Origin of the sequence: Embleya sp. NPDC059237 (assembly GCF_042754105.1) — a bacterium.
Lineage (GTDB): Bacteria > Actinomycetota > Actinomycetes > Streptomycetales > Streptomycetaceae > Embleya.
The window spans coordinates 101,609-114,731 of sequence record NZ_JBHZAE010000022.1; the positions used below are offsets into that span (position 1 = coordinate 101,609).

General features: G+C 72.4%; 10 protein-coding genes and 1 pseudogene. 2 read left to right on the forward strand and 9 right to left on the reverse strand.

Features of this window, described 5'->3' with window-relative positions; all coding sequences use genetic code 11:
- The first annotated feature begins 52 nt into the window (after nt 1-52).
- Both ACFXKZ_RS44435 and ACFXKZ_RS44440 read left to right on the forward strand, forming a co-directional pair.
- Nucleotides 53-769 carry an ABC transporter permease gene (locus tag ACFXKZ_RS44435; protein WP_126641407.1) on the forward strand — a complete coding sequence of 239 codons (717 nt, stop codon included), beginning with the start codon at nt 53-55 and terminating at the stop codon, nt 767-769.
- Nucleotides 770-849: 80 nt separating this feature from the next.
- Nucleotides 850-1,800 carry a heme A synthase gene (locus tag ACFXKZ_RS44440; protein ID WP_380011252.1) on the forward strand — a complete coding sequence of 317 codons (951 nt, stop codon included), beginning with the start codon at nt 850-852 and terminating at the stop codon, nt 1,798-1,800.
- 77 nt (nt 1,801-1,877) lie between these two features.
- Here the strand turns inward: ACFXKZ_RS44440 and egtD are convergent, their stop codons facing one another.
- From egtD to tal, 9 genes and pseudogenes are all read right to left on the reverse strand, one after another.
- Nucleotides 1,878-2,855 (reverse strand): L-histidine N(alpha)-methyltransferase, encoded by a 978-nt coding sequence (egtD, locus tag ACFXKZ_RS44445; protein ID WP_380011460.1) that lies wholly within the window; start codon nt 2,853-2,855, stop codon nt 1,878-1,880.
- 117 nt (nt 2,856-2,972) lie between these two features.
- Nucleotides 2,973-3,674, reverse strand: a pseudogene (gene egtC / locus ACFXKZ_RS44450) (ergothioneine biosynthesis protein EgtC); the annotation flags it as partial.
- On the reverse strand, nt 3,674-5,020 hold the full coding sequence (egtB, locus tag ACFXKZ_RS44455) for an ergothioneine biosynthesis protein EgtB (RefSeq protein ID WP_380011255.1): 1,347 nt from the start codon (nt 5,018-5,020) through the stop codon (nt 3,674-3,676). The gene egtB and the pseudogene egtC, both read right to left, overlap by 1 nt.
- Nucleotides 5,017-6,267: an ergothioneine biosynthesis glutamate--cysteine ligase EgtA gene (gene egtA, locus ACFXKZ_RS44460; protein ID WP_380011258.1), complete on the reverse strand. Its 1,251-nt coding sequence runs from the start codon at nt 6,265-6,267 to the stop codon at nt 5,017-5,019. The genes egtB and egtA overlap by 4 nt, the downstream gene beginning before the upstream one ends.
- Before the next feature lie 336 nt (nt 6,268-6,603).
- The gene (gene pgl / locus ACFXKZ_RS44465; RefSeq protein ID WP_380011261.1) at nt 6,604-7,362 is read right to left on the reverse strand and encodes a 6-phosphogluconolactonase; all 759 of its coding nucleotides are present in this window, start codon (nt 7,360-7,362) and stop codon (nt 6,604-6,606) included.
- The gene (opcA, locus tag ACFXKZ_RS44470) at nt 7,359-8,531 is read right to left on the reverse strand and encodes a glucose-6-phosphate dehydrogenase assembly protein OpcA (RefSeq protein ID WP_380011264.1); all 1,173 of its coding nucleotides are present in this window, start codon (nt 8,529-8,531) and stop codon (nt 7,359-7,361) included. Before opcA ends, pgl begins: the two co-directional genes overlap by 4 nt.
- Nucleotides 8,528-10,084, reverse strand: coding sequence for a glucose-6-phosphate dehydrogenase (gene zwf, locus ACFXKZ_RS44475; protein ID WP_380011267.1), 1,557 nt, complete (start codon nt 10,082-10,084; stop codon nt 8,528-8,530). Before zwf ends, opcA begins: the two co-directional genes overlap by 4 nt.
- Nucleotides 10,081-11,763, reverse strand: coding sequence for a glucose-6-phosphate isomerase (locus tag ACFXKZ_RS44480; RefSeq protein WP_380011270.1), 1,683 nt, complete (start codon nt 11,761-11,763; stop codon nt 10,081-10,083). Before ACFXKZ_RS44480 ends, zwf begins: the two co-directional genes overlap by 4 nt.
- Nucleotides 11,764-11,942: 179 nt before the next feature.
- Entirely contained in the window at nt 11,943-13,055 is a 1,113-nt protein-coding gene (gene tal, locus ACFXKZ_RS44485; protein ID WP_380011273.1) for a transaldolase, read from the reverse strand.
- Between the last annotated feature and the right edge of the window lie 68 nt (nt 13,056-13,123).

Genomic DNA, 13,123 nt, shown 5'->3' on the forward strand with positions numbered 1-13,123 from the left:
CGAGAGGCGCGGTACGTTCACGCCCGCGCCGGGCGCGGCGCCGCTGGGTCGGATGATCCTGGCGCAGAGCGCCCTGGAGACCCGGATGTTGTTGCGCAACGGCGAGCAGCTGTTGCTGACGGTGATCATTCCGACGCTGCTCCTGGTGGTGTTCAGCTCGGCCGACCTCGTGGACACCGGGGACGGCGACCGGGTGGACTTCCTGGCGCCGGGGCTGCTCGCGCTGGCGGTGTTGTCGACCGCGTTCACCGGGCAGGCGATCGCCACCGGGTTCGAGCGGCGCTACGGCGTGCTCAAGTTGCTGGGCTCGACCCCGCTGCCCCGGTGGGGGCTGATGGTGGCCAAGACGGCGTGTGTCCTGGTGGTGGAGATCCTCCAGGTGGCGCTGCTCACGGCGATCGCGTTCGGGCTGGGCTGGTCACCGCACGGGAACCCCGTGTGGGTGATCCTGCTGCTGCTCCTGGGCACGGCGGCGTTCTCCGGGCTCGGCCTGCTGATGGCCGGCACGCTGCGGGCAGAGGCGACCCTGGCGGGCGCGAATCTGGTGTTCATCCTGCTGCTGCTCGGCGGCGGGGTGATCGTGCCGCTGGACAAGTTCCCCTCCGGGGTCGAGCACACGCTCGCGCTGCTGCCCATCTCGGCGCTGTCGGACGGGCTGCGCGACGTGCTCCGGGACGGATCGGGTCTGCCGCTGGGCGATCTGGCCATCCTGGCGGTCTGGGCGGTTTTGGGCCTCGGCGCGGCGGCGCGCTTCTTCCGTTGGGAGTGAGGCCGGAGGGGGGTCGGGGCGGGCGCGAGCCGACACCCCTGGTGCGCTTGTGAATTCGTTCACGACGTAGCATGTCGCGCATGAGTCTGCAGGCCGTCTCCCCACTCGTCGCGCGCCGCGTGTTCCTCGCGAACCTGGTGGCGCAGATCGGCATCGTCGTCACGGGCGGTCTCGTCCGACTCACCGACTCGGGTCTGGGGTGCGACACCTGGCCCCGGTGCGACAGCGACACGAGCAACTGGACGCCGCACGAGGCGGTCGGCCACCACGCGTACATCGAGTTCGGCAACCGCATGCTGACCTACGTGGTCGGCGCGATCGCGGTGGCGTGCGTGGTGGCGGCGTACCGGATGACCGTGCGCCGCAAGGACATCACCACGCTGGCCTGGATCCAGATCGGCACGGTGGTCGGCCAGGCCCTGCTCGGCGGCATCACCGTGCTCACCGACCTGCACCCGATGGCGGTGGCGAGCCATCTGCTCCTGTCGATGTTGCTGATCGCGTCGGCGGTGGCGCTGTACGAACGCTCCGGCGAGGGCGACGCGCCGGCCCGGTTCCTGGTCCGCCCCGAGATCCGCTGGTTCGGCTACGGCACCCTCGGCCTGGCAGGTGCCCTGATCGTGATCGGCACCGTGGTCACCGGCTCCGGCCCGCACGCGGGCGACCTCAAGGCCAAGCGCTTCGACGTGGACATCGACCAGATCGCCTGGCTGCACGCCGACCTGGCCTTCCTCCTCCTGGGCGCGGCCGTCGCCCTGGCCCTGGCCCTGCGCGTCACCGACGCCCCCCGGGCCGCCCAGACGCGCGTGTGGTGGCTGCTCGCCGTCCTGATCCCCCAGGGCCTGATCGGCTACATCCAATACTTCAACGGCCTCCCCGAGTGGATGGTCCTCACCCACATGCTCGGCGCCGCCCTCACGGTGGTCACCGCAACCGGAACCCTCTTCGCCCTCCGCATCCGAGGCGAACACGCCGAGCCCACCCCGGAGGCAGCAGCCGAAGCCCGCGAACCGGTCGCCACCAGTTACTGAGCGCCGCACCCGTGGAGACGGACCGGACCCCGGCGGGGTCCGGTCCGTCTCGGTGTTCTCGGGCGGTGTCGCCCGGGTCAGCGGGCGGGGACGGCCAGGAGGAGGGCGAAGCGGTTTTGCGCGTCGGTCCACCACTGGCGGATGGTGAAGCCGGCCTCGGCCAGTTCGGCTTCCAGCGGCTCGCGGCGGAATTTGGTGGAGATCTCGGTGCGCAGGTGTTCGCCTCGGGCAAAGTCGGCGGACAGGTCCAGGGGCGGGATCTTGACCGTCTGGTCGATCCTGGAGCGCAGGTGCATCTCGATGCGTTCCTCGTCCGCGTTCCACAGCGCCACGTGGTCGTAGGCGTCGGGGTCGAAGTCGGCATCGAGTTCGCGGTTGAGCACGTGCAGCACGTTCTTGTTGAACTCGGCCGTGACGCCCTGGGCGTCGTCGTAGGCGGCGACCAGCACGGCCGGGTCCTTGACCAGGTCGACCCCGAGCAGCAGGGTGTCGTCGGCGCTCAGCGCGCGGCGCAGGATGCGGTAGAAGGCCGTGCGCTGGGCGGGGTCGAGGTTGCCGAGCGTGCTGCCCAGGAAGCTGAGCAGGCGCGGGCCCGGCTCGTCCGCCAGGGCGAGTTCGTGTTCGAAGTCGGTGACCGTGGCCGCGACCCGCAGCGCCGGGTAGTCGCGGCACAGCGCCTCACCGGCCTGGACCAGCGCCGAATCGCTCACGTCCAGCGGCACATAGCGCTCCAGCGTGCCCGCCGCGGTGAGCGCGTCCAGGAGCAGCCGGGTCTTGCGGGACGAGCCCGAGCCCAATTCGATCAGCGAGTGGGCCCGCGTCGCCGCGGCGATCTCGGGGGCGCGTCGAGTCAGGATCTCCTGCTCGGCGCGGGTCGGGTAGTACTCGGGCAGCCGGGTGATCTCCTCGAACAACTCGCTGCCGCGCGCGTCGTAGAACCACTTGGGCGGCAACGACTTGCTCGGCGCGGTCAGTCCGTGGCGCACGTCGGCGCGCAGGGTGGTATCGAAGTAGTCGGCCGGCAGCCGGTGGTCGAGGGTGAATCGGCTGTTCATGGGACGCCGTTCCTGTGGTGCGGATGACGGACGTGCGGCGACGGGTCGCACGGGACGGATCGGGGCGATGCGGACGCCGTCGCGGGTGGCGACGAGGAGAGAGTGGTCGGGTACCTCCCGCCACGCCCCCCAGGTCGCATCCGGGTGCTCGTCGGGCTCGGAGGCGACCAGGACCCGGCCGGGGCCGGTGCGGTACCAGAGGGTGTCCGCGTAGCGGGTGGCGAACACGGTCCGGCCGTCGGTGAGCAGGAGGTTGAGCCGGGCCGTCGGGCGCGCCTCGGCGATCCGCCGGACCACGTCGACCAGCGCGCCGCCGACCGGCTCACGCTGCCGCAGCCGGCGCGCGAGCAGGGCCCAGATCAGCGCCGAGTCGCAGCGCGCCTCCATCTCCAGCAGGGCGGCCTGATCGAGCGCGGGCCCGACCGGCAGCCGGGTCCAGTCCGGGACGGCGCCGTTGTGGCTGAACAACCACACACCGTCCCGGTACGGCGCGGCCGCCGCCTCCTCCTGACTGGTGCCGGCGGTGGCGCTGCGCACGGCGGCCAGGAACGCGCCGCTGCGTACGGTCCGGGCCAGGTCGGGCAGGTTCGGGTCGGCCCAGATCGGCAACGCGCGCCGATAGCGGGCGGGTTCGACGTCCGCCGGATCCGCGTCCGGGCCCGCGTCGGGATACCAGCCGAAGCCGAACCCGTCGACGTTGACCGTCCCGTACCGCTGCCGGCGCGGCGCCCAGGACTGCTCGTACAACCCGCGCGTCGGCTCCACCAGCACCGACGCCAGCGGGATCTCCGGCCCCAGATAGGCCAGGTGACGGCACATCAGCCCGCCTCCCCGGGCGCCGCGTCGCGCGCGGTGCGGAATCCGGCGAAGATCTGCCGCCGGATCGGCAGGTCCCAATTGCGGAACGTGCCCCGGGCGACCACCTCGTCGACCCCGAACGCGCCGCCGCGCAGCACCTTGTGCCCGGGCCCGAAGAACACCTCGGAATACTCCCGATAGGGAAACGCCGCGAACCCGGGGTAGGCGGTGAAGTCGGAGGCGGTCCACTCCCAGACGTCGCCGAGCAACTGCCGCGCCCCGGAAGGCGCGGCACCCGCCGGATACGCCCCGGCCGGCGCCGGCCGCAGATGCCGCTGCCCGAGGTTGGCGTGTTCGGGCGTGGGTTCGGCGTCGCCCCACGGATACCGCCGCGACCGCCCCTCCGCCGGATCGTGCCGCGCCGCCTTCTCCCACTCGGCCTCGCTCGGCAACCGCCGCCCGGCCCAGCGCGCGTAGGCGTCGGCCTCGTACCAGCACACGTGCACGACCGGCTCGTCCGGCGGCACCGGCTCGGTCCGGCCGAACCGCCTGCGCAGCCACGTGTCACCGTCGCGCCACCAGAACAGCGGTGCGCGCAGCCCGGCTTCGTCCCGATGCCGGCGCCCCTCCGGGGTCCAGCAGTCGTCCCGGTCGTATCCGCCGTCGGCGATGAACTCCAGATAGGCCGCGTTCGTCACCGGCACGGTGTCCAGCCAATACGCCGCCACCTCGACGGTGTGCGCGGGTCGCTCGTTGTCCAAGGCCCACCCGTCGGTGTCGGTGCCCATCTCGAACGGCCCGGCCGCGACCAGCACTTCGCGCGGCAATCCGGCCGCGTCCGGCGGCGCGGCGGGCGGTTCGGGGGCGTCCAGGACGGCCGGTCCGGCGCGCAGCTGGTGGGTGGCGAGCATGGTCTCGTCGTGCTGCTGCTCGTGCTGGGCGAGCATGCCGAACACGAACCCGTGCGCCAGGAGCGGATCACCGTCGGGGTCGAAGTCGGCGCCCTCCAGCACCTCCAGCGCCCGGACCCGCACCTCGCGGACGTAGTCCCGGGCCGGATCGGGCGCGAGCAGCGGCAGGGCCGGCCGGTTCGCGCGAGGGTGGCGGAACGCGTCGTACAGCGCGTCCAGATCCGCACGCAGCGCCGGGCGCCCGCCGGCCCGGCGGACCAGCCACAACTCCTCCTGGTTTCCGATGTGCGCCAGGTCCCAGACCAGCGGGGACATCAACGGGGAGTGCTGGGCGCTCAGTTCCTCGTCGGTCAGACACTCGGTCAGGGCCAGCGTCCGGCGCCGGGCCCGCGCCAGCGCGGCCTCGGCTATCGATTTCGCGGATGTCGAGGTTTCCGACGGCTTCAGCGACGTCATCGACAGGTCCTTTCGAGCAGATCGTCGGCGGGACATCGGCCCCGTTCGGCGTAGCGCCGGGTGAATTCGGCGACGGCCGCACGGACCGGGCCGGGCGCGTCGGCGTCGGCCAGCGCGTTCTCCGTGGCGGCGAAGCAGGCGAGGATCGCCTTGCCGAGCACCGGGTCGGCGGGGCCGATCCGGGCGGCGCGCAGCCAGACCGCCTCGGTCGGTACGGTCGCGCCGTCGGCGCACAGGGACTCGGTCGCCGCCCAGGCCGCCTCGGCCGCGACCGGGTCGTCCAGCAGGGTGGCGGCCATCGCGGCGGGCACGATCCAGTCCCGGCCGCACTGCGCGTCGATCATCCGCAACTCCAGCCAGCCGCGCGGGCGCACCGGCGGGAAGAGGGTGGTCAGGTGGTAGTCGAGGTCGTCGAGGGTGGGTGGCCGCATCCCGGGTACACCGCGCAGCCAGGAGCGGAAGGTCAGCCCCTCCGGGGCGTTCCAGCCGTCCGCCGTGGCGCCGCGCAGGCACAACAGCGGCGCGTCCAGCGCGTAGCGCGCCCACGCGGCGCGCGGGTCGCCGTCGATGCCCGGCGGCGGGCCGGGCGGGCGGGTACGGCCGGGGTCCATCCGGGCCCAGACCAGTTGCCGAGTGGATCGCCAACCAGTCGGTTTGCCTTGCCACAGCGGTGAGTTGGCGAACGCGGCGACCAGTACCGGGCCCAGCCGGTGGGTCAGCTCCCAGCGTGATCGATAGCCGCGAAGGCCCGCGCTCTCGTCGCCCGCGTCCAGGTTGACCTGCACGGACGCAGTGCCGCGCATCATCATCCGGCCCCAGGAGCCGTCCCGGTCGAAGTACGCCTCCATCGCCCGGTAGCGCGGATGGTCCAGGACGCGTGCCGGGTTTCGATACGGCTCCAGGCCGTGGCCCGCGAGCACGAGTCCGCCGGCGGCCAGCGCCTGCTCCAGGGCCGTCATGTCGGCGCGGAGGTCTCGGGCGCATCCGGCGAGCGTGTCGGCGGGCGGTGAACTCAGTTCGACCTGCCCACCCGGCTCGCGGGTCAATCTGCTGCCGAACGGCAGCCCCTGCGCCTCCAGCGGGGCCAGGGCCTCGTCCAGCCGCTCCGGCGCCACCTCCCGGTGGGCGTCGGCGCCGTCGTGCACGATCCATTCCAGTTCGATCCCGACCCGCGCGGGCGGGCCGGTCTTGAAGCACACCCCGTGTACATGGGCCTGTGCGTCGTCCTCCTGCAGAGTGGTAGCCATCGCACGCACTCCTTCGATCCCTCGCGTGGTCCCGATTCCGGGCCCACTCGTGGCCCCCAGTGTGGCCCTCCCGTAACTTTCCCGGTCTGCTGTACCCGGCATTGCCGACCGGAACACCCGTACCTCCGTGAACGCGGGCCCACGCGGGGATGAAGCCCCACAAACCCCCGAGCAAGACCATCCGGTTGCCGCATCCGCCCGATTACGGTGCGCAAAATGTAACGGTGTGTCAGGGAACGGGCCGGCGTCGACCGTCGCCCGCGATCGGTCGCGCGGGGCATGCGAAAGGGCGGGGCGGAAGCCGATCCCGGCCTCCGCCCCGCCCTTCGGGTGCGGCTAGTGCTCCGGCAGCCGCGCCGCCGCGGCCCGGTCGAGCAGCCACAGCGTCGCGCCGGTGCCGTAGGCGCCGGCCGCCGGGGTCTTCGTGGGGTCGGTGGAGGCCCGCGCCGCCGCCACCGCGTCGGCCTTGTCCTCGCCCGCCGCGAGCAGCCACACCTCGTGGGCGGCTCGGATCGCCGGGAAGGTCAGGGTGATCCGGGTCGGCGGAGGCTTGGGGGCCTCGCGGACCGCGACCACCGTGCGCCCCGTCTCCTCCGTCGCCGCGAAGCCCGGGAACAGCGACGCGACGTGCGTGTCGGGGCCCACCCCGAACATGGCCAGGGTGAACGCCGGCACCAGCGCGCCCTCGGGCGCGGCGGCGGCCAGTTCGGCGGCGTACCGCGCCGCCGCCGCCTCCACGTCGTCCCCGTCCGGACCGTCACTGGCCGGCATCGGGTGCACCAGCTCCGGCAACACCGGGACGGTGTCCAACAACGCCTCGCGCGCCTGCGTCTCGTTCCGGTCGGCGTGGCCCGCCGGCAGGAACCGCTCGTCGCCCCACCACACGTGCAGCCGGTCGAAGTCGATCGCGCCCAGCGTGGGCGTGAGCGACAACTCGTGCAACAACGCGTTGCCGTTGCGGCCACCGGTGAGCACGATGTGCGCCACGTCGAACTCGGCCTGCGCGTCGGCGACCCGCTGGATCAGCCCGGTCGCCGCCGCCTTGGCAAGCAGTGCCGTGTCGGCGTGCACCCGAACCGGGCCGTGCGGGCTCACGCGCCGTCGCCCTTCTTCTTGCGAGGCGCCCGGCCGGCCGCGTTCTTCGGCGTGGCGGCGGGCGCGCCCTCGTCCGCCACCCGCGCCCGGGCGGTGGGCCGCTTCGCCCCCGCCGCGCTCGACGTGCGCTTCAGCGGCGGAGCCGCACCGACCTCCTTCTTCGCCTTTCGGAGCGGCGCCTCGCCCTCCTCGGCCTTCTCCACGTCGCTCACCGGCGTCTGCGACACGGGCGACTCGGTGAACGACGCCGCCGACGGCACCCGCGCCGCCTCCAACGCGGCCCGCGCCAACGTCGCCGCGTACACGTCGTCCGGGTCCAGCCGGCGCAGCTCCTCGGCGACCAGGTCGGAGGCCTCGCGCCGCTTGAGCGCGACCACCCGGTCCGGCTGGCCGGGCGAGGACAGCGACGCCATCATCCCGTCGGGGCGGTCGATCACGATCTCGCCGTCCTCGGTCACCAGCGTGACCGCGGTGATCCCGGGGCCGTTGGTCTCCACCCGCTCCACGTCGACCTCCAGGCGATCGGTCAACCACAGCGCGAGCAGTTCCGCGCTCGGGTTGCCTGCCTTGGCGCCGACCTTCGCGCTCAGGATCCGGCTGTACTTCTGGTCGAGCGCCGCGGCCAGCAGGCTGCGCCACGGCGTGGTGCGGGTCCAGGCCAGGTCGGTGTCCCCCGGCGTGTACGCGCTCGCCCGCAGCCGCAGTACATCGGCCCGGCGCGGCGGCGCGGCGGCGTCGGTCACCCGGCGGGTGGCCAGCGCGCCGAGCAGGTCCTTGCTCGGCACCTCGGGCGCGCGCCCCGGCCACCACACCACGACCGGCGCGTCCGGCAGCAGCAGCGGCAGCACGACCGACTCGGCGTGGTTGGCCAACTCGCCGTGCATGCGCAGCAGTACGGTCTCGCCCACGCCCGAGTCGCCGACCCGGACCTCGGCGTCCAGGCGCGGCGCGATCTCCGCTCCCGGGCGGCCGATCACCACCAGGATCCGCGAGGGGTGCTCACGGGCGGCGGTGCTCGCGGCCTTCATCGCGTCGTACTGGTTGGCCTCGTCGGTGACGATGACCAGGGTGAGCACCATGCCGAGGGTGGGGCTGCCCATTCCTCGGCGGGCCTCGACCAGCGCGGCATTGATCTTGCTCGACTTGGTGTCCGTCAGATCGATCATCATGGGCGGCGCCAGCTCCGTCCGTCACGTGCGAGCATCTCGTCGGCCGCGTCCGGGCCCCAGGTCCCGGACACGTAGGGCTCGGGCTTGCCGTGCTGTGCCCAGTGCTCCTCGATCGGGTCGAGGATCTTCCAGGACAGCTCGACCTCCTCGTGCCGGGGGAACAGCGGGGCGTCGCCGAGCAGCACGTCGAGCAGCAGGCGCTCGTACGCCTCCGGGCTCGACTCGGTGAACGACTCGCCGTACGCGAAGTCCATGTTGACGTCGCGCACCTCCATCGCGGTGCCCGGCACCTTGGAGCCGAAGCGCACCGTCATGCCCTCGTCCGGCTGCACCCGGATGACCAGGGCGTTTTGCCCCAGCTCCTCGGTCGCGGTGGCGTCGAACGGCAGGTGCGGGGCGCGCTGGAAGACCACCGCGATCTCGGTGACCCGACGGCCGAGGCGCTTGCCCGCGCGCAGGTAGAACGGCACGCCCGCCCAGCGGCGGTTGGCGATCTCCAGCTTGATCGCGGCGTAGGTGTCGGTGCGCGAGTCCGGCGGGATGCCGTCCTCTTCGAGGTAGCCCTTGGCCAGCTCGCCGCCCTGCCAGCCGCGGGTGTACTGGGCCCGCACCGTGCCGCGCGACAGGTCGTCGGGCAGCTTGACCGAGCCGAGCACCTTCAGCTTCTCGGCCACCAAGGCGTCGGCGTCGAAGGACACCGGCTCCTCCATCGCGGTCAGCGCGAGCAGTTGCAGCAGGTGGTTCTGGATCACGTCGCGCGCGGCGCCGATGCCGTCGTAGTACCCGGCCCGGCCGCCGATGCCGATGTCCTCGGCCATGGTGATCTGTACGTGGTCCACGTAGGAGCGGTTCCACAGCGGCTCGAACATGGTGTTGGCGAAGCGCAACGCCAGGATGTTCTGGACGGTCTCCTTGCCCAGGTAGTGGTCGATGCGAAAGACCGACTCGGGCGGGAAGACCTCGTCGACGACCTTGTTCAGCTCGCGCGCGCTCTTGAGGTCGTGCCCGAACGGCTTCTCGATCACCACGCGGCGCCACGAGTCGGCCTTGGGGTCGGCGAGTCCGTGCTCCTTGAGCTGGCGGACCACCTCGGGGAAGGCCTTCGGCGGCACCGACAGGTAGAACGCATGGTTGCCCTGGGTGCCCTGCTGCTCGTCCAGCTCGTCGATCGTCTGGCGCAGCTGGTCGAACGCCTTGCCGTCGTCGAACTCGCCCTGGACGAACCGGAATCCCTCGGACAGCTGCTGCCAGACCTCTTCCCGGAAGGGGGTCCGGGCGTGTTCCTTGACCGCCTCGTAGACCACCTGGGCGAAGTCCTGGTTCTCCCAGTCGCGCCGGGCGAACCCGGTCAGCGCGAAGCCCGGCGGCAGCAGGCCGCGGTTGGCCAGGTCGTAGATCGCCGGCATCAGCTTCTTGCGGGACAGGTCGCCGGTGACGCCGAAGATGACCAGGCCCGACGGGCCCGCGATGCGCGGGAGTCGGCGGTCCTGGGGGTCGCGCAGCGGGTTCTCCGGCCAGACGGCCGGCTTGCTCTTGCCGGCTTTGGGGCTCATCGAGCCGCTCCGTCCGCGAGGGCGCGGGCGGCGTCGAGCAGTTGCCCGAGTCCGGCCGCGCGGTCGGTCAGGTGCAGGCGCAGGACCGGGCGCTCGCGCGAGGTGATCGCGCCGAGGTCGCCCAGGGCCTGGGCCAGTTGCAGGCGGCCGAAGCTGTACGGCTTGGCCGGTACGTCCAGGTCCTCGGCGTTGGCGCCGGTGATCTGGAGGAAGGCGCCGACGGCGGGTCCACCCTTGTGGAACTGGCCGGTGGAGTGCAGGAATCGAGGTGCCCAGCCGAAGGTGACCTGCTGCCCGTCCAGTGCCTCGGCGAGCAGCGGGCGCAGCTTGGGCGCGTCGGTGTCGCCGAGCCGGTCCAGGTAGGCCATCACCGCGAGGTAGCCGTTGTCGGGCACCGTGGCCAGCAGCGCGCGCAGCGCCCCCGTCAGGTCGCTCGCGCCGGCCAACAGCTCGGCGTCGCCGTGTACTTCGACCGCGCCGTCGACGAACGCGGGCGTGCCCACCGGCAGCGGTCCGTCGTCGCCCGCGCGCTCGAGCAGCGCGCCGGTGTTGTCCTTGGACTCCTGCACGTTGGGCTGGTCGAACGGGTCGATGCCGAGCACTCGGCCGGCGACCGCGGTCGCGTACTCCCACAGCAGCAACTGTGCGCCCAGCGGGCCGGACACACGCAGGTCGGCGGCGAGGCGCTCGATGTCCTCGGCGCCGATGAGCACGCGCACCGCGTCGGGGCCGCTCGCGTGGTCGAAGCCGGGCGCGGTCGGGCCCTCGACCACGACGGGCAGAATGCCCCGACCCTGCTTGCCGGTGGATTCGGCGATCAACTGCTCGGCCCAGTCGCCGAATCCGACGATGTCGCCGCTGTTGGCCAGGACCAGCTTGTCCCGGCCGTGGTTGGCGGCGGCCCCGAGCACCGCGCCGAGCAGCAGGCCGGGGTTGTCCCGATCGCCGGCCAGCGTCGGGGCCAGCGCCGCGGCCTCGTCGAGCAGGCGTTCCACATCCACGCCGGCCAGCGCGCTGGGCACCAGGCCGAACGCGGTCAGCGCGGAGTAGCGGCCGCCGACGTTGGGGTCGGCGAGCACGATGGTGTAGCCGGCGTTGCGCGCGGTGTTCTCCAGCGGCGAGCCGGGGTCGGTCACCACCACGATCCGCCCGGCGAGCTGGTCGTTGGTCAACCCCTCGTCGAGGAAGGCCTGTTCGAACGCGCGGCGGTGGCTGTCGGTCTCCACGGTGCCGCCGCTCTTGCTGGAGACGACCACGACGGTGCGCTCCAGGTCGTCGCCGAGCGCGCGGCGGACCTGGGCGGGGTCGGTGGTGTCGAGCACGGTGAGCGGCTTGCCGTAGGTGGCGGTGATCACCTCGGGGGCCAGCGAGGAGCCGCCCATGCCGGCCAGGACCACGTGGTCCAGGCCCTCGGCGGCCAGCCGCTCGCGCAGTTCGGCGAGTTGCGGCAACAGCGCGCGCGAGGAGGCGGGCAGGTCCACCCATCCCAGGCGGATCGCGGCCAGCGACTCGGCGTCCGGACCCCACAGGGTGGCGTCGGAGGCGGCCAGGCGCGCGGGCACCTTGTCCACGACGCAGGCGGTGATGACTTCGGCGACTGCGGCGGAGTGAACGAGGTCACCGGAAACGGTGACGTCCACGCCGCCTGCGGTCACGCGTTCGTCGTTTGCGTGTACCACGGGCGGTCAGCCCTCCTATGAATGGGGTGGGAGTGTGCTGAAATCATGCCCTGATTGCGTGGATTACCCGTCCCACCGCCGCCGAACGGGTCACATGCGGCGGCGGTGGGACGAGCGGATACTGCGCCGGTCGGCGAGGGAGGCCGACCGGGTGCAACGGCCGTTCGACGAGGTGGGCGTCAGCCCTTGGCGAGCCGGTCCAGCTCGCCCTGTACGGACGCGAGCAGCTCGTTCCAGGAGGTCTCGAACTTCTCGACGCCCTCCTCCTCGAGCAGGTCGACGACCTCGTCGTAGGAGATGCCGAGCTTGGCGACCGCGTCGAGGTCGGCCTGCGCCGACTCGTAGGTGCCGTGCACGGTGTCGCCGGTGATCGCGCCGTGGTCGGCGACCGCGTTCAAGGTGGCCTCGGGCATGGTGTTCACCACACCCTTGACGACCAGGTCGTCCACGTACATCGTGTCGCGGTACGCCGGGTCCTTGACGCCGGTCGAGGCCCACAGCGGGCGCTGCGGCCGGGCCCCGGCGGCGGCGAGGGCCTGCCAGCGCTCGGTGCCGAAGACCTCTTCGTACGCCTGGTAGGCCAGTCGCGCGTTGGCCACCGCGGCCTTGCCCGCCGCGGCCTTGGCCTCGTCGGTGCCGAGTGCGGCCAGCCGCTTGTCGATCTCGGTGTCCACGCGGGAGACGAAGAACGACGCGACCGACTCGATCTTCGAGATGTCCAGACCGGCGGCGCGGGCGCGCTCGATGCCCTCGACGTAAGCCTCCATCACCTCGCGGTAGCGGGCCAGCGAGAAGATCAGCGTGACGTTGACGCTGATCCCCTCGGCGAGGGTCTGCGCGATGGCGGGCAGACCGGCCTTGGTGGCGGGGATCTTGATGAACAGGTTCGGCCGGTCGACGAGCCACCACAGCTGGCGGGCCTCGGCGATGGTCGGCTCCGTCTTGTGCGCGAGGCGCGGGTCGACCTCGATCGACACCCGGCCGTCGACGCCGTTCGTCGCGTCGTAGACCGGGCGCAGCACGTCGCACGCCTGGCGTACGTCGGCCGAGGTGATCATCCGCACGGCCTCTTCGACGGTCACCCCGCGCACCGCGAGGTCGCGCAACTGCGCGTCGTAGACGTCGTTGCCGGTGATCGCCTTCTGGAAGATCGCCGGGTTGGTGGTCACGCCGACGACCTCGCGGTCGCGGACCAGTTCGTGCAGGTTGCCGGACTCCAGCCGCGTCCGGCTCAGGTCGTCGAGCCATACGGCCACGCCCTCGGCGGACAGGCGACGCAGGGATTCCGTCATGACACTTTGCTCCTTATCGAGTGGGCGGCCGGATCCGGCCGCGTCGTGGGCGGCGGATCTACGCCCGG